This is a genomic window from Micromonospora humida, assembly GCF_016901255.1.
In the GTDB taxonomy this organism is placed as follows: Bacteria; Actinomycetota; Actinomycetes; order Mycobacteriales; family Micromonosporaceae; genus Micromonospora; species Micromonospora wenchangensis.
The window spans coordinates 111,465-133,535 of the sequence record NZ_JAFEUC010000011.1 but is presented as its reverse complement, the minus strand read 5'-3'; the positions used below and the strand labels follow the sequence as shown (position 1 = coordinate 133,535).

The following is a 22,071-nucleotide window of genomic DNA, read 5'->3' as shown; positions in this document are numbered from 1 at the left end:
GGATGCGAACTCACCCGCACGGCCGGCGGGTCGCCTGGTGACCTTCGGCTCCGGCCGTATCGCCGGAGCCGGTGTGGGACCCTCGACTCGTGGGCGCGATGTCCGGAAAAGGGCATTCGGGTGGGCATGCAGATGCGCACCCGCGTTCCCGTGAACCAGCACCGACGGGCCCGCATGCCGGGCCGGCGGCAGCGGCAGGGTCGCGCGGGAGACGGATGCCGGCGCTGACGGCGGGGTCGCTGGTCTGGGCGGTTCCGCTGCTGGTCACCCTGGTCGCCGGTGGCTGGGGGATCAGCCGGGCCCAACCCTGGCGGGACGAGCTGGCCACCTGGAGCGCGGCCACCCGACCGGTCGGGGACCTGTTCCGGCTCGCCGGCACCGTCGACGCGACGACCGGGGCGTACTACCTGGTGGTGCACGGCTGGACCGGCGTGTTCGGCGACTCGGTGGCGGCGCTGCGGTTGCCCTCGGTGCTGGCGATGGCGGGGGCGGCCGGCCTCACGGCCGTCCTCGGGCGGCGATTGTTCGGGGCACCTGCCGGCCTGCTCGCCGGCCTGCTCTTCGCGGTCCTGCCCGGCACCTCCCGGTACGCGCAGGAGGCCCGGCCGTACGCGCTGGTGACCCTGCTCGCCGTGCTGGCCACCGTGCTGCTGGTCGGGGCTCTGGACCGTCCCGGCCGGCTGCGCTGGGCCGGCTACGCGGCGGCCGTCACCGGGCTCGGCCTGGCCCACCTGCTCGCCCTGGGCCTGCTCGCCGGGCACGCCGTGGCGGTGCTGACGTTCGCCGCCTGGGGCCCGTCCACCACCGGCGTCACCCGCCCACCCACCACCGGCACCACCCGCCCGGCAGCGGCCGACCGCCCACCGGGTGCCGGCGAACCGGGCGACGGGAGATGGTGGGGACGCCGGCTGCTGGGGTGGGTGCCGGCCGTGTCGGTGGCCGTGGTGGTGCTGGTGCCGCTGCTGGTGACGGCACAGCGGCAGCGGTCCCACCAGCTCGACTGGGTGGCTCCGGCCCGGCTGGCTGATCTGGCGGCCCTGCCGGGCGCGCTGGCGCACAGTGGCGTGGTGGGTGGCGTGCTCGTCGGGCTCGCCGCGCTCGGGGCGGCCCGCTCGGGGCGGCGGGCCCTGCTGCCCGGTCTCTGCGCGCTGCTGCCGGTGCTCCTGGTCTTCGTCGCCGGGCTGGCCGTGCCCCTCTGGGTGCCGCGCTACCTGTTCTTCACGGTCCCCTTCGCCTGCCTGCTCGCCGGTGCCGCCCTGGCCGGCCCCGCACCGCCGGCGGCCCGGGAGCTGACCCGACGGGCGTGGCCCCGGCCGGCGCGTGCGCTTATCCGCCCGGTGGGGGCGGGGTTGGCGGTGGTAGCGCTCGCCGCGCTGCTCGGGCTGCCCGACCAGGCGGCGGTACGGCACAGCCACGGCTGGCCGCGCAGCGCGACGGTCGACTACCGGGGGGCGGCGGCGGTGATCGCTGCCGGCCAGCGGCCCGGCGACGCGGTGCTCTACGCGCCCCGTGACGGATGGCTCTTCCTCGACCTCGGCATCGACTACCACCTGCCCCGGATCGCCGGTGACCGGGCTGCCGACGGACCCCGGCCCCGTGACGTGCTGGTCGCCCAGGGGCGGCGGGACCGGGCCGACCTGTGGGTCCGCGAGTGCGACCGGCCCGCCGGCTGTCTGGCCGGCGTGGACCGGGTCTGGCTGGTGGTCGCCGGGCGGCACGACGACCCGCTCGCCACGGTCCCGGGCGGCAAGGGCGACGCGCTGCGGGCCGGGTTCACCGTCGAGCAGGTCCACCCCCGGCCGGGGGTGACGGTGGCGCTGCTCGCGCGCCGGCGGTGACCCGCGACCTTCCCCCGCCGGTGCCCGGCCGGGCCGGTGCCGCCGACGGTCCGCCGCCGGGCCGGTGCCGTCGCCCGATCAGGCCGGCTTGCGTTCCAGCAGGACCACCCGGACCCGGTCGAACCGTTCGACGTGCCGGATCAGGAAGCGCTGCCGCAGCAGCGCCTCCCGGGCCGGCGGCAACCCGGCCAGCGGGTCGTTGAGGTGGCCGGTCTCCACCAGCCAGATCCGCCTGGTGTCTCCGAGGCAGGGCAGCGGCTCCCGGCACTCGCGGGCGGTCAGCCAGCCGGTCTGCCGGGCCGGGACGGCCACGAAGACGTCCCGGGGGTGCAGCTGGTCGCGCAGGCCGTAGTCGGTGGCCTTGCGGGCCACGTCGCTGGAGCCACCGAACCCGTCGTTGTACGCGACCCCGTCGCCCGGCTTGACCTGCTTGCCCAGGTAACGGACCGCGTCGAGGTAGCGGGGCTGCCCGTCGGCCTCGTTGGAGCGCACCCGCTCCTGCGCCGGCAGGGTCTGCCAGGCCAGCACCGGCAGCAGTACCAGCGCTCCGGCCAGCCAGGCCGCCGGCAACCGCTCCCGGGTGGCCAGCCGCGCGGTGCGGCAGACCGCGAACGCGGCGAGCAGCGCCCACGCCGGGACGGTGAACAGGAAGTACCGGGCCAGGAACAGGTGCACCACGCTGAACGTCAGGTAACCGGCGACCGGGGGCAGCACGGCCCAGATCAGCAGCATCAGCACCGTGGCCCGCCAGCGTGGGCCGGCCACCGCCACCGCGAGGACGGAGAGCGCCGCGACCAGCGCCAACGCGGCCGTCGTGCCGGTCAGGTTCGCCACGAAACGGAGCACGGCGTCGCCGTCGTTCTCCACCCAGGAGATCTGCCCGGACTGCCGGCTGCCGAGGATCAGCACCGGGAGGACGAACAGCCCGGCGATGCCGGTGGACGCCGCCCACCGCCATCTCGGTTCCTCGCCGGGCACCGACCGCCACAGGTGGAACAGGTGCGCGGGCACCACCAGCAGCGCGACGAAGTGCAGCCAGCCGACCAGCACCAGCAGCACGCCGTACGCCCACCAGCGGCCCCGGGTCGGCCGGTCCACCGCGCGCAGGAAGAGCCAGGTGGCCGCCACCGCCGCCAGGGTGACCAGGGCGTACGACCGGGCCTCCTGGGCGTACCGGGAGACGGTGGGCAGCAGGGCGAAGACCAGGCCGGCCAGCACCCCGACCGGGGTGTCGAAGAGTCGCCGCCCGATCAGGGTGACCAGCCCGGCGGTGAGCCCGATCGCGAGCACCGACGGCAGCCGCAGGGCGGTCGTCGAGTCCCCGGTCAGCGTGGTCAGCACCGACATGATCACGTAGTAGCCGGCGTGCACCAGGTCGATGTTGCCGACCAGCATCCGGAACTGCTCGACCGACAGCGACGTGACGTGCCAGGTGACCAGCTCGTCGTTCCACAGGTCCCGGGCGTCCAGCCGCCACCAGCCGAGGCCGAGCGCGACGACGGTCGGCAGCAGCGCCCACCAGCCGCCGCCCCGGCCCGCCGCCCGCCGGGGTACGGCGTGGCCGGTGACCTCCGCCGGGTCGGCCTGCCCGGTCCACTGCACCGTCGGCGCGGTCACTTCACGGTCCTGATGTCGAAGCCGAAGGTGTCCTTCGCGGCGGCCCGGCGGAACGCGCGCAGCGCGGCGTCGTCCCGGTCGATGTTCCACTTCCCGGAGCCGTTGATGTTGAAGTACGCCACCCCGAGGAGGTCCCTGCGCTTGGCCACGTTGGTGAGCAGGTCGGTGATCTGGGCCGGTCGCCGGCTGCTCGGTTCCGCCCCGGTCTCCACGATCAGCAGCGGACGCCTGGTGAAGGTGCGGATCTCGGTGATGGTGGGGACGAAGAGGTCCTGGAAGGTCTTGGGGCCACGGTTGGTGTAGTAGCCGTCCATGCCGACCCAGTCGACGTAGGCGTCCCCGGGGTACAGCGCCCTGATGCTGACCTTGCGCAGGTAGTTGACGACGTTCGGGGTCCACGTCCAGATCACGTTGGTGGCGCCCTGCTGGGTGAAGATGTCGTGCAGGTGCCGCCAGGCGGCGACGTACTCGGTGGCCCTGGTCTGCTTGGTGCCCCAGGAGTACCAGTGCCCGTTCATCTCGTGGGCGAAGGTGAGCGCGATCGGCAGGTTCAGGGTGCGCACGGCCGCGGCGAACTCCTTGACGTACGCGTCGTGCCTGCCGGCGGCGATGTCCCGCAGCGGCACGTCGTACGGCTCCCAGCGGATCACCGCCAGCGCACCGTAGTTGTGCAGCTCGCGGACCTCGCTGGCGGCGAATTTGTCGTCGAAGCTCTCGAAGATCGCCACCAGGTTGGGCGTCTTGCCGGTCTCCCCGGCGAACTTGCGGACCCGCTCCATCTCGGCACCGCCGGTAACGGTGACGCCGAGGTACCTGCCCTTGGGTGACTTCAGCGCGGTGACGTCGTACGCCGGAATCTGTTCCTCGGTGGCGGCGACCCCGCCCGGCCCGCCGGCGGACCCGGCGACCTTGATGTCGACCCGGCGCAGCACGGCGAACTCGGTGAACGCCAGCGCGACCACCAGCAGGAAGGTGACCAGGTATTTCGTCCTCACCGGACGACCTCGACGTCGCGCTCCGGATCGACAAGCAGCGCCTGCCCGACGACGGCCAGGTAGAAGACCGCACTGAGCAGGGCCGGCACGAAGATCCACGGTTCGGGTTCGACGAGCATCCGCCAGCCGGCGACGCCGACCCAGACCAGGCCGGTACCGGCGGTCCAGACCCTCATGCCGGTCCACAGCCGCCGGGTCTTGCTCTTCTTGGCGGTGCCGCCGGTGGGCTGCCAGCCCATCCGCCGGCCCCGGACGATGTCGATGATGGCGAAGGCGTGCGCCCAGCCGTAGATCATCTTGACCGTCCAGCTCTCCAGGCCGTACCGGTTGCGGTGCCAGAACGGGAAGATGATCAGGTTGTAGACCACGCTGGGCAGGATCAGCAGGTAGTTCGCGATCGCGATCTGGTGCGCGAACACGGTCAGCATCAGCACCGGGATGACCGGCGCGACGAAGGTGAACAGCCCGGTGTGCAGGTAGTAACAGAAGCCGGAGATGTAGCTGAGCCGGGCCCGCAGCCGCAGTTTCGTCGACCAGAACTTCCTCGACCCGAGCAGGCTCATCGAGCCGGCGCACCAGCGGTACTGCTGGGTGAAGAACGAGTCCACGTCCGACGGGCAGAGCCCCGCCGCCAGCACGACCGGGATGTAGCGCAGGCTCCACCCCTTCATCCGCAGGTCGAAGCCGGTGTGCACGTCCTCGGAGTGCTCGATGAGGGTGGACCCGCCGATGGAGAACAGCGCGTCGCGCCGGTAGACGGCGCAGCTACCCACGCAGATCGCCGAGTCGTGGGCCTGCCGGGACACCTGCACCGACCGGTAGAACAGCTCCTGCACCGCCCCGGCCCCCCGCTCCACCCAGGTTTGCCCCAGGTGCACCCGGAAGTACTGCGGCGACTGCACGATGCCCGCCTTCGGCTCGGCGTCGAACCAGGGCAGCATCTGGTCGAGCATGTCCCTACGCGGGACGAAGTCGGCGTCCAGCACCAGGATGAAGTCGCTCATGGTGCGTTCGAAGGCGTACCGCATGTTGCCGGCCTTCTTGAACCAGCCCCGGTTGGGTCGCCGCTGGTAGACGAAGCCGAAGGCGAGCGCCATCCGTTCCATCGCCTCGTTGGGCGAGTCGTCGAGCACGTAGACGGTGACCTCGCCCCGGTAGTGGCGGCCCATCGCCCGCACGTGCTCCCAGGTGTTGCGCAGCACGTGCGCGGGCTCGCCGCAGACCGGCAGGAAGACGTCGACGCTCGGGTACCGGGCCGGCCGCCAGGTGCGGACCAACTCCTGGTGCCGGGCCAGGTCGAAGCCCGGGGTGAACAGGTTGACCGCGAGCGAGATCAGGTAGTAGACGACGGTGAAGAACAGCAGCGGGGCGAGCAGCCACAGCCACGGGGCGAGCCGGACGAAGAGCAGTTGGCTGGTGATCAGGCAGCCGAAGCTGACCAGCGACGGCACCATCAGGGCGGCCAGTCGCCGCTTGCGGTAGGAGACCATCTCGGCGTCCGTCGGCGGCAACGGCACCGGGGCGTACGCGGGCCGGTGCGGCGCGTCGCCGGTCCTGCGCGGGGTCCACTTCGACACCTGCCGCGGCACCCGGAACTCGGCGGTGGGCGACAGCACCGCGGCCGGGTCGACCGCAGGCGGTGAGGTCATCGCTTTCGTCTCCCCCGCTCGCCGGTCCGCACGCCCTCCCCGACAGTGCGAGCGGGATGTCGCCGGACGCGTCCAGGAAAGCCGGGCACGGTGAACTGGCCGTGGCTGCTTGGTGGTGAAGCTAGAAAACTATTCAGTAGGCCGCAAGGTGTCAATGCCCGCGAATCGATCGAAAGCCTCACCAGGCCGCAGATCGTGCGTAGCACTACTCACATTCACCGGAACGTCACCGGTGGGAAACCGGTGCGTCGCCGACCGTCGTCAGCCCTTCGCCAGCGGGAGCACCAGCACCGCCTCGGTGCCACCGGTCGGGCCGGGACGCAGCTCGATGCTGCCCCGCAACTCCCCGGTCACCAGGGCCCGGACGATCTGCAACCCGAGCCGCCCGCCCCGGTCGGCGTCGAACTCGGCCGGCAGCCCGCGCCCGTTGTCGGTCACCGAGACGTGCAACTGCTTGCGCTGCCGGTGCGCCGCGACGACCACCTCGGGCCGGGTCGCCGGCTCCACCACCTCGTCGCCCTCCTCGGCCGGCGGAAAGCCGTGCTCGACGGCGTTGAGCAGCAACTCGTTGAGCACCATCACCAGCGAGGTGGCGATCTCGGCGGGCAGCACCCCGAAGCTGCCGGTCCGGCGCATCCCGACGCTCACCTCGGTCGCGGCCACCTCCGTCGCCGCGCTCGCCACCCGGTCGACGATCCCGTCGAACTCGACCGCCTCGTCGCTGGACATGGAGAGCGTCTCGTGCACCAGGGCGATGGAGGCGACCCGGCGTACCGACTCCTCCAGGGCGACCCGGGCCTCCGGCATCGACACCCGGCGGGCCTGCAGGCGCAGCAGCGCGGCGACGGTCTGCAGGTTGTTCTTCACCCGGTGGTGGATCTCCCGGATGGTGGCGTCCTTGGTGATCAGGGCCCGGTCGCGGCGGCGTACCTCGGTGATGTCACGGACCAGGACCAGTGCGCCGATCGGCACCCCGGCGGGCATCAGCGGCAGGGCCCGGGTGAGCATCGTCGCCCCCCGGGCGTCGATCTCCCGGCGCGGCGGGCCCTCGCCGCGCAGCGCGGCGAGGATGCCGTTGGCCGCCTCGGTCCCGTCGAGCGGGTCGCTGGCCAGCCGGCGGTGCAGCTTCGCCAGGTCCTCGCCCACCAGGTGGGAGGCGTAACCCAACCGGCGGTACGCCGACTGCGCGTTCGGGCTGGCGTAGGTGACCTTGCCGCCCGCGTCGAGCCGGACCAGCCCGTCGCCGACCCGGGGCGCGGAGGTGGTCTCGCCCGGGTGCCGGGGCGGCGGGAAGGTGCCGTCGGCGATCATCTGGGCCAGGTCGTCGGCGGTGGTGAGGTAGTTCAGCTCCAGCTGGCTGGGGGTGCGGGCGGTGGACAGGTTGGTGTCCCGGCCGACCACCGCGATCACCTCCCCGGCCTCCCCGTCGGCGGTCCGCAGCCGCACCGGGATCGCCTCGTGCCGGGCCGGCACGTCGCCGTACCAGACCGGGTCGCCCTCCCGCCAGATCCGGCCCTGCCGGTAGGCGACCTCCAGGTGCGCCACCTCCGGCCCGCCCACGATCCGTCCCACCTGGTCGTCCAGGTAGGCGGTCGGGGCGGTCGTCGGGCGTACCTGGGCGACGCAGAGGAACGTGCCGTCGGCGTCCACCGGCACCCAGAGCAGCAGGTCGGCGAAGGACAGGTCGGACAGCAGCTGCCAGTCGCCGGCGATCCGGTGCAGGTGGTCGATGTCGGCCGGGCGGAGCTGGGTGTGCTCCTCGGCGAGGTCGCGCAGCGTGGACACGAGACACAGCGTGCCACGCCCACCCGGACGCCGTCCCGCTGGCCGGCCCGGGTCACATCGTCGCGGTGACCTTCTTCAGCCCGCGCGGGGCATCCGGGTCCTCACCCCGGGCCAGCGCCAGGGCGAGGGCCAGGCGCTGCAACGGCAGGATGTCCAGCAACGGGGCGTACCGCTCGTCGACCTCGGGCACCGCCATCCGGGTGGCCCCCTCGACCTCGGCCGAGCCGACCACCACGACGTCGGCCCGCCGCTCGCCGAGGCGGGGCAGCACCTCGCCCATGGACCGGCCACCGGGGCCGGAGCCGACCACGGCCAGCACCGGGACGTCCGGGTCGGTCATCGCCAGCGGGCCGTGCAGCAGGTCGGCGCCGGAGAACGCCAGCGCCGGGAGATAGGACGTCTCCATCAGCTTCAGCGCCGCCTCCCGGGCGGTCGGGTACGCGTACCCCCGGCCGGTGGTGACGAGCTGGCCGGCGAACCGGTAGCGCGGGGCGAGCTGGGTGGGGGTGGGGTCGGCGAGGGTGCGCTCGGCCAGTTCGGGGAGGCGTTCCAGGGCGGCCCGCTGGTCGGTCGGCAGCACGCCGTCCCCGGCCCGGATGCCCTCCACCAGCAGCAGCAGGGCGAGCAGTTCGGCGGTGTAGGTCTTCGTCGCGGCGACCGCCCGCTCGTGCCCGGCGGCGATGTCGACGCCCAGCTCGGCGGTCCGGGCCAGCGGTGAGCCGGGATCGTTGGTGACCGCCAGGGTGAGCGCGCCGGCCTCGCGGGCGGTGCGCAGCACCTCGGTCAGGTCGGGTGAGCCGCCGCTCTGGCTGACCCCGACGACGAGCGCGTCGGAGAGGTCGGGGCGGGCCCCGTAGACGGTGACCGCGCTCGGCGAGGCGAGCCCGGCGGGCAGCCCGAGCCGGATCTCGGTCAGGTACGCCCCGTAGAGGGCGGCGTGGTCGGAGGTGCCCCGGGCGGTGAAGACCACGTGCCGGGGGCGGCGTTGGGCGACGGCCGCCGCGACCCGGGCGATCGCCGCGGTGTGCCCGGTGGAGAGCAGCCGCGCGTAACCGGCCGGCTGCTCGGCGATGTCGGCGGCCATCCCGGCCCCTGGCTGCGTCACGGAAACTCCCCTCGCTGCGCGATCGCCGCGCGTTTCATGTTCAGTCTTGCACGATTCTGTCGCTGAGGACAATCCAGCGCGCACTAATGAGCAGACGATCGGCATCGGTTGCCGGCATCCCCTACGCTTGCCCAGCCCTGGCAACCCCCTGCTAGTGAGAGGCCGACGTGTCGGAGGAGCCACCCGCGCTGACCGCGGCCGAGGAACTCGCCCTCGCCCGGCTCGCGCTCGACGAGGGCGACCTGGCCCACGCCGCCGACCACCTCGCCGCCGCCCTGGTGCTGGCACCGACCCTGCCCGACACGCACGAGACGCTCACCCGGATCGCCGCCGCCTCGGGCGGTGACCTCGACCTCTTCCCGCTCGGCCAGCGGGCACACGTCGGGGCCGTGGTCGCCCGCGCCCACCTGCTCGCCGCCGCCGGCCGCCCGGCCGAAGGGCTCGACCTGCTGGTCGCCGCCACCGGCCACGCCCCCGGCGTCGACTGGGCCGGGGTGCCCTGGGTCACCGCCCCCGAGCTGGCTAAACGACTCGACCCGGACCGCTGCGCCCGGATCCTCATGCAGGTCTGCGCCGCCGTGCCCGACCCGGTCCCCCGCGCCGGGCGGGCACCCCTGACGCCGTACCTCACCCTGGCCCGGCACGCGGTCGCCGCGCACCCCCGGCACGCCCTGCTGCTCGGGGCGGCGTCCGCGCTGGCCCGGCGGCTCGGCGAGATCACCCTCGCGGTCACCTGGGCCAGCCGGGGGGTACGCGAGGCGCCGTCCAAACTCGGCGAGGTCTGGCTCGGGTACGCCTACCGCAGCGCCGGGCGGACCCGCGACGCCCTGGCCGCGCTGGAACGGGCCGTCGGGCACGACCCCGACGACCTCGCCGTCTACGCCGACATCGCCGGCACCCTGGCCGACCACGGCCGACTCGACGACGCCCTCGGCTGGATCGACCGGGCGCTGGCCCGCGACCCGACCTTCGACTGCGCGGTGCACACCGCGCACCGGCTGCGGTTCCTGCGCGACGGCGACGTGGCGCACCTGGTCGACCTCGCCGACTTCACCCGGGACCACCCGGACGACAGCCACGAGCACACCGACCTCGCCGAGTCCTGCCGGGGACGCCCCTGGCTGGGGCAGGTCACCCCGGCGACCGGCGCGATGGTCGACGCGCTGCGCCGCGCGCTCGCCGCCGACGGCTTCCCCGACGCGGCGGTACGCCTCGACACCGTCGAACCGCCGAGCGCGATGCGTACCGTCACCGCCGCCGTGCCCGCCCTGCACGTCGAGGTGACCGGGGTGGCCGAACCGGACCCGCGCGAGCCCCGTCGGGACACCGGCTACCGGCTCTGGCGGTACGACGGCACCACCGCCGCACCGACCCTGCCCGCCCCGTCCCCGGCCGCCGCCGAGCGGGTACGCCACCTGGCCCACCCCGCCTGGCCGCACCCACCGGCCGCGTACGACGCGGCGGTCGCCCTGGCCACCCTGGACCTGGCCGACCTGCTCGGTCTGCTGGTGCACCCGCCCGACGCGCCGCCGACCGCGTTGGGCCGGGTGCTCAGCGGTCAGGACCCGTCGCTGTGGGTCCGGTGCGTGCAGGTCTGGGCCTGCCTCGGCCTGCTGCACCACAGCACGGACGAGCCGTGGGCGACCTCGACCCGTCGCCGGGTACTGGTGGAGCTGATCTGGGGCGTGGAGGACTGGATCACCGAAGCGGCGCTGTTCGCCCTGGTCACCGCCGCCTGGATCGACCCGACGGTACGCCCCGACGTGGCCGGGCTGGTGGCCGAGCGGCTCGCCGACGTGGCGGCCGTCGCGCAGGGCCGGCCGGTGCCGATCGCCATCTCCCTGGCCCACCTGGCGCTGGCCACCCCGGCCGTCGACCCGGACACCACCGCACTGGCCCACCGGCTGCTCGCCACCCCGGCCGGGACCCGTCGGTCCGGTCCCCTGGCCCGTGCCTGGCGTCGCCTCACTGCCCTCGTCCGCCGCCGACCCCGCTCTCACCCCCGCCCGGATTGATCAACCCACCCGGGCCGAGGTAGCGGTGTCCGGTCGGGTTGATGCCGCACCATCGACCCAGGCGAGTCGATCACCGACGCGGGGGCACGACGGACGCGGACACGGGCATGGGCACGACGGACGCGGGCACGGGCTGCCGACTGCGGCACCGCCGCTTGATCGACTCCTCGGGGCCGAGGTAGCGGTATCCGGTCGGGTTGATGCCGCACCATCGGCCCCAGCGAGTCGATCACCGACGCGGGCGGGCACGGGCACGGGCTGGCATGGGCAGGCACGGGCGGCCAGATACCGCACCGACTCATGGGGGCCGAGGTAGCGGTGTCCGGTCGGGTTAACGCCGCTACATCGACCCAGAAGAGTTGATCATGATCGGGACGCATCGGGCAGGCGGACACCCGACAAAGGGGCCCGCCCCCGTAGCTCGATCGACTCATCTGGGCGGACGTAGCGCAATCCGAGCGGGTTGATGCCGCACCATCGGCCCAGGCGAGTCGATCACGGACACGGGCACGACGGACACGGGCACGACGGACACGGCCGGCCCGTACCCCTGGCGGGTACGGACCGGCCGTTACGGACGGGACCGGGTCAGGAGACCGGGGCCTTGCCGAGGGCGACCTCGGCCTGCTCCTCGCCGCTGGCGTCCGGCGGCGGGGCGGCGTTCGCCGTGCGCAGCGGGATCTCCCGGATGAACCAGGCGAGCACCGGCACCGCGATCGCGATGATCATCGCCCAGAAGAAGACGTGCGAGATGGCGTCGGAGAGCCCGCCGAGCACCACCTCGCGCGCCTGCGCCGGCAGCTCCTTGAGCTTCGTCAGGTCCATCCCCCGGCCCTCGCCGGTGCCCCCCTCGAAGGCGCTGCCGGCCGGCGAGTCGGCGAGCCGGTTGGCGAAGATCGCCCCGAACAGCGAGATGCCGAACGAACCACCGATGGAGCGGAAGAAGGTGGCCGCGCCGCTGGCCGCGCCGAGGTCCTTCTGCTCCACGCTGTTCTGCGCGATCAGCATCGAGGTCTGCATCAGGAAGCCCATGCCGGCGCCGAGGACCAGCATGTAGAGCGACGACTCGAGCTTGCTGGTGTCGACCTCCAGCAGGGACAGCAGCGCCATGCCGACGGCCATCACCACGCCGCCGACGATCGGGAACATCCGGTAGCGGCCGGTCCTGGTGATGGCCCGGCCGACCACCAACGACACCACCAGCATGCCGAACATCAACGGGAGCAGGAGCAGGCCGCTGTTGGTGGCCGAGGCGCCCTGCACGGTCTGCTGGTAGAGCGGCAGGAAGTTCATCGCGCCGAACATGGCGAAGCCGAGCAGGAAGCCGATCACCGAGATCAGCGCGAAGTTGCGGTTGGCGAAGAGGCCGAGCGGCAGGATCGGCTCGACGACCCGCCGTTCGACGATGCCGAAGGCCACCAGGCTGACCAGGGCCAGCGCAGCGAGGCCGAAGATCTGCGCGGAGGCCCATTCGTACTCGTTGCCGCCCCAGGTGGTGATCAGGACGATCGCGGTGATGCCGACGGAGAGCAGGCCCGCGCCCAGCCAGTCGATCCGGTGCTCGGTGCGGTACTTCGGCAGGTGCATGGTGGTGGCCAGGATCAGCAGCGCGAGGCCACCGAGCGGCAGGTTGACGTAGAACGCCCAGCGCCAGGAGAGGTTGTCGGTGATGAACCCGCCGACCAGCGGGCCGGCGACCATGGCGATCGCCATGATGCCGGCGATCATGCCCTGGTAGCGGCCCCGCTCACGCGGCGGGACCAGGTCGCCGATGATCGCCATCACGCCGACCATCAGGCCGCCGGCGCCGAGCCCCTGCACGGCCCGGAAGGCGATCAGCTCGACCATCCCGTTGCCGGTGCCGCCGAGCAGCTCGGAGCCGGACATCCCGCACAGCGCCGACCCGATCAGGAAGACGACCACCGAGGTCAGGAAGACCGCCTTGCGGCCGTAGAGGTCGCCGAGCTTGCCCCAGATCGGGGTGGAGACAGTGGTGCCCAGCACGTAGGCGGTGACCACCCAGGTGAAGTGGTTGACGCCGCCGAACTCGCTGACGATCCGCGGCAGCGCGGTGCTGACGATCATGTTGTCGAGCATCGCGAGCATCATCGCGATCATGAGGCCGAACAGCACCACCCGGATGTTGGGTTTCGCCCTCGCCTGGGTTTCCTGAGTCATGGGTAAGCTCCCCCGGAGATCTGTCGCACTTACTTGCCGCCCGGCTAGTCACCTTACTAGCCGCACGGTAAGTTGGAGGGCGGGACCCCGTCAAGCGAGTTGGGTGGTAGGTACAGGTGACTCAGAGCACAGGCGGCACGCGCGGGCGCATCCAGGCCGTCGCCCTGGAGCTCTTCACCGAGCAGGGATACGAGAAGACCTCGCTCCGGGAGATCGCCGAGCGCCTCGGCGTCACCAAGGCCGCCCTCTACTACCACTTCAAGAGCAAGGAAGAGATCGTCAACAGCTACGTCGAGGACCGGTTGCACCGGATGGACGAGCTGATCGACTGGGCCCGCGACCAACCCGCCAGCCGGGCCACCCGGCGGGAGCTGGTCAGCCAGTACGCCGACACGATGTTCGCCCCCGGGCAGTCCGTGGTGATGCGGTTCTTCGAACAGAACCAGACCGTGCTCAAGAGCCTCGTCGCCGGCCAGCAGATGCGTGAGCGGATGTTCCGCCTGGCCGACGCGATCTGCCAGGGCGACGACTCACCCCGGGCCCAACTGCGGGCGACGCTCGTGCTGTTCGCCGTACACAGCAGCTGGTTCGCCGTCCGGGCCCCGGACATCACCGACGACGAACGCAAGAAGATCGCCCTCGAACTGGCCGACGAACTGCTGGCCGGCATCGACGAGGGCGGCCCGGCGGACCGCTGACGGCGTTCAGCCGACGGTGGTCCGGTCCGCGCCGGCGGGCAGCGCCAGGCGCAGGGCGAGCAGGTCGACACCGGGCAGCGGCGACCAGTCCCGCTGCGGGGTACGCACGAATCCGAGCCCCGCGTACAGCCGGTGGGCGGCGTCGGCGAGCCCGCTGCGGACGCAGATGACCAGCGCCGTGCAGCCCTGCGCCACGGCCCGGGACAGGCAGGCCCGCACCAGCGCCACCCCCACGCCCCGCCCCTGGGCGGCCGGGTCCACCGCCAGCATCCGGAACTCCGCCTCGCCCGGCCCGGACAGCTCCGCGTACGGGCTGCCGGGCAGCACGTAGGTGACCGAGCCGAGAACCGTGCCGGTCGCCCCGTCGACGGCGACCAGGATCTCGCCGTGCTCCGCCCGACCGGCCACGTCGGCCAGCACCACGCCGTAGCCGTTCTCGCCCTTGAGCTGACCGTCGGCCTCGTAGGCGGCGACGGTCAACCGGGCCACCGCCGGGAACTCGGCCGGTACGGCCCGCCGGACCAGCAGGCCGGTCGCCCGGTCGTCGGAGATCAACCGATTACCGCGATCAGGTCACCGTCCTGCACCACGTCGCCCTCGTTGACCGCGAGCTGCTCGACCACCCCGTCGGACTCGGCGACGACCGGGATCTCCATCTTCATCGACTCCAGGATCACCAGCGTGTCCCCCTCGGAGACGGTGTCCCCGGTCGACGCGACGACCTTCCACACGTTGGCCACCATCTCGGCGCGGATCTCCTCGGCCATCACGGCCCTCCCTCTCCACCGGGTGTGTCTGCGTCGGTATCCAATCACGGACCGGCCCCGCGTGGGCGGAGAGCGCCACGCGCGCCCGGCGTACCGCTGCCGCCCCGGCGCACGACGGTGCCCGCCGGCCGCACTAGCATCATCAGGTCGGACCCGACGCCGGGAGGCCGGCGGCGTGCACGCAGTCGCGGGTCGACCGCAGCAGGGTCGGACCCATCACGAGGAGGTCAGCATGGCGAAGAAGGCCCGTAAGAAGAAGGCCCGTAAGAAGAGCGGCGCGAACCACGGCAAGCGCCCCAACTCCTGAGCCGTTCCGGCGGGCCACCGCCGCGACGTCAGGTCCGGCCCCGCGCCGGACACACCGGTGGCCCGGGTCGAGTCGACCCGGGCCACCGTCATGTGTTCGTCTCGTCCACGGCGGATCCGCCGTGCGGTGTCACTCGGCGAGTTCGCGGGACTCGCTGGCCTCGAAGACCACCAGCTCGGTGAGGCGTACCCGCAGCCGCTCGCGCAGCTCGTCGGGGGCGGTCTCGTTGCCGCAGCACCGCGCCACCAGCGCCCGCACCTCCTGCTCGATGCCGTACTCGCGCAGGCAGGGCCCGCACTCGTCCAGGTGGTAGCGGATCAGCGAACGGCGCTCCTCGGCGCACTCCAGGTCGAGGTAGAGGTAGACCTCCGCGAGCACTTCCCGGCAGTCCGTCTCGTGCGGCTCTCCACAGCTCACGTCACACCTCCCGACCGGCGGTGGCGGTGGTCGAACCCTTCGCGGGCTGCGCGGCGCTGAAGCCGCGCTCCGCGGCGTACCGCTCCAGCAGCTTGCGCAGGTTACGACGCCCGCGGTGCAACCGGGACATCACGGTGCCGATCGGCGTACCCATGATGTCGGCGACCTCCTTGTACGAGAAGCCCTCGACATCGGTCAGGTAGACCGCCAGGCGGAACTCCTCCGGCAGCTGCTGGAGGGCCTCCTTGACGTCGGTGTCCGGCAGCCGGTCCAGCGCCTCGGTCTCGGCCGACCGCAACCCGCTGGAGGTGTGCGACTCGGCCTCGGCGAGCTGCCAGTCGGTGATCTCCTCGGTGGGCGCCTGGATGGGCTGGCGCTGCCGCTTGCGGTAGGAGTTGATGTAGGTGTTGGTCAGGATCCGGTAGAGCCAGGCCTTCAGGTTGGTGCCCTGCTCGAACTGGTGGAAGGCCGCGTACGCCTTCAGGTACGTCTCCTGGACCAGGTCCTCGGCGTCGGCCGGGTTACGCGTCATCCGCAGCCCGGCGGCGTAGAGCTGATCGACGAAGGGCATCGCGTCCCGCTCGAAGCGGGCCCTGCGCTCGTCCGTCTTCTCGGTGGTCAACCGCACATCCCCTCGCGTCGGATGCTGTCCCGCCGAGGATACGCGGACGGACCGGTCCGCAGCTTCCGTTCTGCCGGGTGTGCCCGTGCTCACCACCCGGGGGCCGGTCCCCACCGCCGGCCAGTCCGGACCGTCGAGCAGCCGTCTGAGCTGCCGCGCGTCCCGATCGTCCCGCTCCCGGCTCCGTGTCTCGGTCGGCACCGGTCACCCCCCTCGCCAGATTCCTCGTCCGGGAGTCGTAACACCCGACCGCCGGCCGCACATTCCGCCGGCCCCGCTCCTGGTCCCGGCCCGCCCGGTCGGCTACCGGAGGACTGGGACCAGGAAGGGCCTGGGAGGGACGGTCCCGACCACCCGAACCGGAAGGTCGGCACCACCGGATGCAACGAGGGGTCCGGCGGGGCGGAAACGGGTGGTCAGCACGGCGAACCGACCCCGCGCCGCCGGTCGCCGCAGCGGTCAGTGGGCCCACCGGTACGTACGCAGCCAGGTGAGCACCGCGGCGGCCACCCCGGCCGGGTCCCGGCGCAGGTCGTGACGTTCGCCACGACGCACCACCACCTGCACCGCCCCGGCGGCGACGGGTAGCCCGAACGGGTCCCGGTCGCCGTTGACCACCAGCGTGGGCAGGCCGGTGGCCAGCTCGGCGGCCCGGGAGCGCTCCGGGCGGCCGGGCGGGTGCAGCGGAAAGGCCAGCGCGACGACCCCGACCGCCCCCACCGGGCCGGCCGTCCGGCAGGCCACCCGGGCGCCGCTGGACCGGCCACCGACCAGCAGCGGCAGGTCGGGATGCCGGCGGCGCAGCACGGCCAGCACCGCCGTCCACGCCTCGTCCAGGTGCCCCGCCGGTGCCGGTGCCCGACGGCCGGCCACCCGGTAGGGCTGGGTCACCCGGGCCACCAGCACCCCGGCGTCGCGGGCGGCATCACGGACGGCCAGCAGGTCCGGCGCGTCCACCGCGCCGCCGGCCCCGTGGCCGAGCACGAGCAGCGACGTCGGCGGTCCGGCCGGACGGTCGGTGTCGACCCGGGCCGGGCCGCGCGGTGTGTCGAGCTGTGTGGAGCGGGACATCCGGTCATTCTGCGCCGTGGCCGGCGGGATGATCAGCTCAACGGCACCAGGGTGAGCAACTGGTCGCGGACCGGTGGACCGGCGTCGCCGGCCGCGCCGGAATCGGAGCCGACCTCGCCCCGCCAGGCGACCAGCATGGCCCGGCGCTCGCGGGGCGTGGTGCCGCCCCACACGCCGTGGGTGTCACCCACCTCCAGCGCCCAGGCCAGGCAGGAACCCTGCACGTCACAGCTGCGGCAGAGCGACACCGCCGCGTCGGCTGGTTCGTTGGGTGCCGGAAAGAACGTCTCCGGATCCACGCTCTGACAGGTTCCTCTGGTCCGCCAGGCATCGTCGGAACGGCGGTCCCGCAACGCACGCAGCAGTCGCGGATCCCGTCGTGCGGCGGCCACCTCGTGCGGTCGGGGCATACGCGCCCGGGTCATCACACCCACCTCCCCCGTGGGACCGGCAAGATCGACGGGCGTCGTTCGCACTGCGCGAGGACGCTCCCAGTGCCAGCGCTGTGTTGTATCGCACCGTCGGCTACGGAGACAAGGGGTGTGCCGGAAAGATGGCAGAAAATCCGAGCGACATTTCACCGATAAACCCGGCAATTCGTACGCGCCAATGTCATCTATCGCGATCAGAACAGTGCGTCGGTCCCGTGGGAGCGTTCCCGGTCCAGCGACACCCGGGCGGTCAACTCCGGGCCGTCGTTGCGCACGTCGCCCACCGCCGTACCGACCGGGCGGATCTCCAGCCCGGCGAGCCAGTCCGCCGACGGCGGGACCAGCAACGCCGCCGGATCGTCGGCCGGGGCCAGCCAGTCCGCCCACCGGTCGGGCGGCAGCAGCAGCGGCATCCGGTCGTGCACCTCGGCCAGCCCGCCCACCGCCGCCGTGGTGAGCACGCTGAACGTGAGCGTCGCCTCCCAGCGGGACCAGATCCCCGCCAACGCCAGCACCGATCCGTCCCGCGGGGTCATGAAGTACGGCTGCTTGCCGCCGCCGGCCCGGCGCACCCACTCGTACCAGCCGTCGGCCGGGACCAGGCAGCGGCGGCGGGCGAACGGCAGGGCGTACGCCCGGCTGGTGGCGACCGTCTCGGCCCGCGCGTTGATCATGCGGGCCGCCCCGGCGGCCGACTTCGCCCAGTGCGGCACCAGCCCCCAGCGGCCCACCGAGAGCGCCCGCCCCCGCTCCGGATCGACCCGCACCACCGGCACCCGGTCGGTCGGCGCGACGTTGTGGTCCGGCCGGACCCCGCCGTCGGTGTCGTCGTACGACTCGAAGACGGCGCTCAGGTCCCCGGAACTCCGGGTCGTCGCATACCTGCCGCACATGGCGCCAACGCTAACCCCCCGCGCCGCCATCGGCTGTCCCGCCCACCGGGAGTCAGCCCGACGGTAGTCTCGAAATCGCCGTCGAGTTGGCAGAATGTGACCGTGGGAAACCTGACCGCCACCCGTCCGCAACAGCCCTGGGCCGCACCGACCGCCACCGCCCCGGTCACCGCCGCCCTGCGCCTACCCGGCTCCAAGTCGATGACCGCACGCGCCCTGGTGCTCAGCGCACTGGCCGGTGGCCCGTCGACACTGCACGGGCCGCTGCGCGCCCGCGACACCGAACTCATGGCGGGCGGGCTGCGGGCGATGGGTGCCCACGTCTCGGTCTCCGACGACGACCGCTGGCTGGTCCGGCCGCACCGGCTGGTCGGCCCGGCCCACGTCGACGTCGGGCTCGCCGGCACGGTGATGCGGTTCGTCCCGCCGGTCGCCGGCCTCACCGACGGGCGGGTCACCTTCGACGGCGACCCGCAGGCCCGGGTCCGGCCGCTGGGCCCGCTGATCGGCGCGCTGCGCTCACTCGGCGTCCGGATCGACGCGCCGGAGACCGGCAGCCTGCCCCTGGTGGTGCAGGGCGTCGGCCGGGTCACCGGCGGCGAGGTGGTGATCGACGCCTCCGCCTCCAGCCAGCTCGTCTCCGGCCTGCTGCTCGCCGGGGCACGTTTCGACCGGGGCGTGGTGGTCCGGCACCAGGGCCCGCCGGTGCCGTCCGCGCCGCACCTGCGGATGACGGTGCAGATGCTGCGGGCCGCCGGGGCGGCCGTCGACGACACCGTCGACGACGTCTGGGTGGTCGAGCCGGGGCCGCTCGCCGGCCGGGGCTGGGAGATCGAACCGGACCTCTCCGGCGCGGTCCCGTTCTTCGCCGCCGCCCTGGTCACCGGCGGTGAGGTGACCCTGCAGGGGTGGCCGCACAACAGCGTCCAGCCGGTCGAACAGCTCCGCTCGCTGCTGGACCGGATGGGTGGCGAGGTCACCCTGACCACCGCCGGGCTGACCGTGCGGGGCACCGGCACCGTGCACGGCCTGACCGCCGACCTGTCCGACGTCAGCGAGTTGACCCCGGCACTGACCGCGCTCGCCATGCTGGCCGACTCGCCGTCGACGTTCACCGGCATCGGGCACATCCGGGGGCACGAGACCGACCGGATCGCCGCGCTGGCCCGGGAGTTCACCGGGCTCGGCGCCGACCTGACCGAGACCGCCGACGGGCTGGAGATCCGGCCCCGACCGCTGCGCGGGGGTGCCTTCCGCACCTACGCCGACCACCGGATGGCGCACGCCGCCGCGGTGGCCGGGCTCGCCGTCCCGGGTATCGAGGTGGACGACGTGGCGTGCACCTCGAAGACCATGCCGGAGTTCCCGGCACTATGGTCGGCGATGGTGACCGGCAAGAGCTGACGGCGGAGGGGGCAGGTCCTGGCGACCAAGCGACGGGAGTACGACGAGGACGACGTACGGGTGCGGCCCGGCCGGTCCTCACGTCCGCGTACCCGGACCCGCCCCCGGCACGACGACGCGGTCGACGGGTTCGTCATCGCCGTCGACCGGGGCCGCTACACCTGCGTGCTCCCCGACGCCCCCGACGGCGCCGCGATCACCGCCATGCGGGCCCGCGAACTGGGCCGCAAGTCGGTGGTGGTCGGCGACCGGGTGAGCCTCGTCGGCGACATCTCCGGCGCGGACGGGGCGCTGGCCCGGATCGTCCGGATCGCCGAACGGCGCTCGGTGCTGCGGCGCACCGCCGACGACGACGAGAACACCGCCGAGGGACGGCTGGAACGGGTGGTGGTCGCCAACGCCGACCAACTGGTGATCGTCAGCGCGCTGGCCGACCCACCACCCCGGACCGGCTTCATCGACCGATGCCTGGTCGCCGCGTACGACGCCGACATCGAGCCGCTGCTCTGCCTGACCAAGGCCGACCTGGCCGGCCCGGAGCAGGTCGTCGGCTACTACACCGAGCTGGAACTGCCGTACGTGCTCATCCGGCCCGACTCCGACCTCGACGCGCTGCGCGCCCTGCTCGCCGGCCGGGTGTCGGTGCTGGTGGGGCACTCCGGGGTGGGCAAGTCGACACTTGTCAACCGGCTGGTACCGGACGCGCTGCGGGCGGTCGGCGTGGTCAGCGCCATCGGCCGGGGCCGGCACACCTCCACCAGCGCGGTGGCGCTACGGCTCCCGCGTACCCCGGACGGCGACGGTGACCCGGGCTGGATCGTGGACACCCCGGGCATCCGCAGCTTCGGGCTGGCCCACGTCTCGGCCGAGAGCCTGCTGCACGGGTTCCCCGACCTGGTGGAGGGGACGGTGGACTGCCCACCCAACTGTCCGCACACCCCGGACGAGGCGGACTGTGCCCTGGACGCCTGGGTGGCCGCCGGCAAGGCCGACCCGCGCCGGCTGGCCTCGTACCGTCGGCTGCTGGCCTCCCGGGCCGGCGAGGGCGACCCCCGCGAGGTGGAACGCAACCCCGGCGACCCCCTCGCCGGCTCCTGACCCACCCACCCCTGTCCCCCGCCCCACGCACCCCACCCCGGCTCCGCCCGCAGCCCCGGCCCCGCGCCGGCTCCGCCCCCAGCCCTCCGTGCCCGTCGCCCCGGCTCCGTGCCCACCGCCCCGGCCCGGTCTCACCACCACCGCCCCGCCGCCCTCGGCCCGGTCTCACAGCCCTCACTACCCCGGCCGCACCGCTCGGTGATCAAGAGGTTTGCGTCAAGTGATCAAGAGGTTTGCGTCAATCTGGATCTCCGCCATGACGCAAACCTCTTGATCATGCCAAGCGGGGTGGGGTGGGGGTGGGGGTGGGGTGGAGGGGGTGGGGGTGGGGGTTAGGGTTTCGGGGTGACGGGGTATGCGGGGGACATCGAACTTGCTCACCGGCTGGCGGATGCCGCCGACGCCATCTCGATGGCCCGGTTCCGGGCGCTTGACCTGCGGGTGACGGCGAAGCCGGACCTGACTCCCGTCTCCGACGCGGACACCTCCGTCGAGCGGGAGATCCGGGCGCTGCTGGCCGCCCACCGGCCGGACGACGGGTTGCTCGGCGAGGAGTACGGCGAGCAGCCGGCCACCGGTCCGCACGACCGGCGGTGGGTGATCGACCCGATCGACGGCACCAAGAACTTCGTCCGGGGCGTGCCGGTGTGGGCCACCCTGATCGCCCTGCTGGAGGGGGACCGGCCGGTGGTCGGGCTGGTCTCCGCCCCGGCGCTCGGCCGGCGCTGGTGGGGGGCCAACGGCCTGGGTGCGTACGCGGGGCGCGACGCCGCCTCCGGCGAGCCGATCCGGGTCTCCGGGGTACGCGACCTCGCCGACGCCAGCGTCTGCTACTCGTCGCTGACCGGGTGGGAGGCCGCCGGCCGGCTGGACGCGGTGCTCCAGTTGATGCGCGACACCTGGCGCAGCCGCGCCTACGGCGACTTCTACGGCTACATGCTGCTGGCCGAGGGGGCACTGGACGTGATGGTGGAGCCGGAACTGTCGCTGTGGGACGTGGCCGCGCTGGTGCCGATCGTGACCGCCGCCGGGGGCACCATGACCACCCTGGAAGGCGCTCCCGCCCCTGGTGGGACGGCATCCGGCGAGATCAGCGCGATCGCCACCAACGGGCCGCTGCACACCGACGTGCTGTCCCGGCTGGGTCGGCCAACCGCGCGCTGAACGCAACGGCCCTCTAT

The 22,071-nt window shown here is 73.2% G+C and carries 20 protein-coding genes; 7 read left to right on the top strand and 13 right to left on the bottom strand.

Annotated elements, in window-relative coordinates; genetic code table 11:
• Positions 1-215 precede the first annotated feature (215 nt).
• Positions 216-1,838, top strand: a complete 1,623-nt coding sequence (locus JQX11_RS21905; protein WP_204926838.1) for a glycosyltransferase family 39 protein — start codon at positions 216-218, stop codon at positions 1,836-1,838.
• Between the two features lie 78 nt (positions 1,839-1,916).
• Here JQX11_RS21905 and JQX11_RS21900 read toward each other — a convergent pair whose 3' ends face one another.
• From JQX11_RS21900 to JQX11_RS21880, 5 genes are all read right to left on the bottom strand, one after another.
• On the bottom strand, positions 1,917-3,455 hold the full coding sequence (locus JQX11_RS21900; protein ID WP_204926837.1) for a glycosyltransferase family 39 protein: 1,539 nt from the start codon (positions 3,453-3,455) through the stop codon (positions 1,917-1,919).
• Positions 3,452-4,450, bottom strand: a complete 999-nt coding sequence (locus JQX11_RS32660) for a glycoside hydrolase family 26 protein (protein WP_204926836.1) — start codon at positions 4,448-4,450, stop codon at positions 3,452-3,454. Before JQX11_RS32660 ends, JQX11_RS21900 begins: the two co-directional genes overlap by 4 nt.
• Positions 4,447-6,099, bottom strand: a complete 1,653-nt coding sequence (locus tag JQX11_RS21890; RefSeq protein ID WP_204926835.1) for a glycosyltransferase family 2 protein — start codon at positions 6,097-6,099, stop codon at positions 4,447-4,449. Before JQX11_RS21890 ends, JQX11_RS32660 begins: the two co-directional genes overlap by 4 nt.
• A 261-nt stretch (positions 6,100-6,360) precedes the next feature.
• Positions 6,361-7,884: a sensor histidine kinase gene (locus JQX11_RS21885; protein WP_204926834.1), complete on the bottom strand. Its 1,524-nt coding sequence runs from the start codon at positions 7,882-7,884 to the stop codon at positions 6,361-6,363.
• A gap of 52 nt (positions 7,885-7,936) precedes the next feature.
• Complete coding sequence (locus tag JQX11_RS21880; protein ID WP_204926954.1) at positions 7,937-8,968, bottom strand: SIS domain-containing protein; 1,032 nt, start codon at positions 8,966-8,968, stop codon at positions 7,937-7,939.
• 188 nt (positions 8,969-9,156) lie between these two features.
• On the opposite strand from JQX11_RS21880, the gene JQX11_RS21875 reads away from it, so the two are divergent.
• Positions 9,157-11,004 carry a tetratricopeptide repeat protein gene (locus tag JQX11_RS21875; RefSeq protein WP_204926833.1) on the top strand — a complete coding sequence of 616 codons (1,848 nt, stop codon included), beginning with the start codon at positions 9,157-9,159 and terminating at the stop codon, positions 11,002-11,004.
• 588 nt (positions 11,005-11,592) lie between these two features.
• On the opposite strand, the gene JQX11_RS21870 is transcribed toward JQX11_RS21875, so the two are convergent.
• Positions 11,593-13,182 carry an MDR family MFS transporter gene (locus JQX11_RS21870; RefSeq protein ID WP_204926832.1) on the bottom strand — a complete coding sequence of 530 codons (1,590 nt, stop codon included), beginning with the start codon at positions 13,180-13,182 and terminating at the stop codon, positions 11,593-11,595.
• Between the two features lie 116 nt (positions 13,183-13,298).
• Between JQX11_RS21870 and JQX11_RS21865 the strand changes: the two genes are divergently transcribed.
• A complete protein-coding gene (locus tag JQX11_RS21865) occupies positions 13,299-13,880 on the top strand; it encodes a TetR/AcrR family transcriptional regulator (protein WP_204926831.1) in 582 nt (193 codons plus the stop codon).
• A gap of 6 nt (positions 13,881-13,886) precedes the next feature.
• Here the strand turns inward: JQX11_RS21865 and JQX11_RS21860 are convergent, their stop codons facing one another.
• Complete coding sequence (locus JQX11_RS21860; protein ID WP_307826307.1) at positions 13,887-14,432, bottom strand: GNAT family N-acetyltransferase; 546 nt, start codon at positions 14,430-14,432, stop codon at positions 13,887-13,889.
• Positions 14,432-14,647, bottom strand: a complete 216-nt coding sequence (locus tag JQX11_RS21855) for a biotin/lipoyl-binding carrier protein (RefSeq protein WP_145921537.1) — start codon at positions 14,645-14,647, stop codon at positions 14,432-14,434. Before JQX11_RS21855 ends, JQX11_RS21860 begins: the two co-directional genes overlap by 1 nt.
• Positions 14,648-14,879: 232 nt before the next feature.
• Between JQX11_RS21855 and JQX11_RS33625 the strand changes: the two genes are divergently transcribed.
• A complete protein-coding gene (locus tag JQX11_RS33625; protein WP_369700219.1) occupies positions 14,880-14,954 on the top strand; it encodes a 50S ribosomal protein bL37 in 75 nt (24 codons plus the stop codon).
• 129 nt (positions 14,955-15,083) lie between these two features.
• Here the strand turns inward: JQX11_RS33625 and rsrA are convergent, their stop codons facing one another.
• The 5 genes from rsrA to JQX11_RS21830 form a co-directional block, all read right to left on the bottom strand.
• Positions 15,084-15,371: a mycothiol system anti-sigma-R factor gene (gene rsrA, locus JQX11_RS21850; RefSeq protein ID WP_204926830.1), complete on the bottom strand. Its 288-nt coding sequence runs from the start codon at positions 15,369-15,371 to the stop codon at positions 15,084-15,086.
• Position 15,372: 1 nt separating this feature from the next.
• The gene (locus tag JQX11_RS21845) at positions 15,373-16,194 is read right to left on the bottom strand and encodes a sigma-70 family RNA polymerase sigma factor (RefSeq protein WP_088646016.1); all 822 of its coding nucleotides are present in this window, start codon (positions 16,192-16,194) and stop codon (positions 15,373-15,375) included.
• Positions 16,195-16,452: 258 nt separating this feature from the next.
• Positions 16,453-17,064, bottom strand: a complete 612-nt coding sequence (locus tag JQX11_RS21840) for an alpha/beta hydrolase family protein (RefSeq protein WP_204926829.1) — start codon at positions 17,062-17,064, stop codon at positions 16,453-16,455.
• Positions 17,065-17,096: 32 nt separating this feature from the next.
• Positions 17,097-17,489, bottom strand: coding sequence for a WhiB family transcriptional regulator (locus tag JQX11_RS21835; RefSeq protein ID WP_204926828.1), 393 nt, complete (start codon positions 17,487-17,489; stop codon positions 17,097-17,099).
• A gap of 200 nt (positions 17,490-17,689) precedes the next feature.
• Positions 17,690-18,388: an SOS response-associated peptidase gene (locus JQX11_RS21830; RefSeq protein WP_204926827.1), complete on the bottom strand. Its 699-nt coding sequence runs from the start codon at positions 18,386-18,388 to the stop codon at positions 17,690-17,692.
• Positions 18,389-18,490: 102 nt separating this feature from the next.
• On the opposite strand from JQX11_RS21830, the gene aroA reads away from it, so the two are divergent.
• From aroA to hisN, 3 genes are all read left to right on the top strand, one after another.
• Positions 18,491-19,792 (top strand): 3-phosphoshikimate 1-carboxyvinyltransferase, encoded by a 1,302-nt coding sequence (aroA, locus tag JQX11_RS21825; protein ID WP_204926826.1) that lies wholly within the window; start codon positions 18,491-18,493, stop codon positions 19,790-19,792.
• 165 nt (positions 19,793-19,957) lie between these two features.
• On the top strand, positions 19,958-20,890 hold the full coding sequence (rsgA, locus tag JQX11_RS21820) for a ribosome small subunit-dependent GTPase A (RefSeq protein ID WP_307826306.1): 933 nt from the start codon (positions 19,958-19,960) through the stop codon (positions 20,888-20,890).
• 345 nt (positions 20,891-21,235) lie between these two features.
• The gene (gene hisN, locus JQX11_RS21815; RefSeq protein ID WP_204926824.1) at positions 21,236-22,054 is read left to right on the top strand and encodes a histidinol-phosphatase; all 819 of its coding nucleotides are present in this window, start codon (positions 21,236-21,238) and stop codon (positions 22,052-22,054) included.
• Positions 22,055-22,071 lie beyond the last annotated feature (17 nt).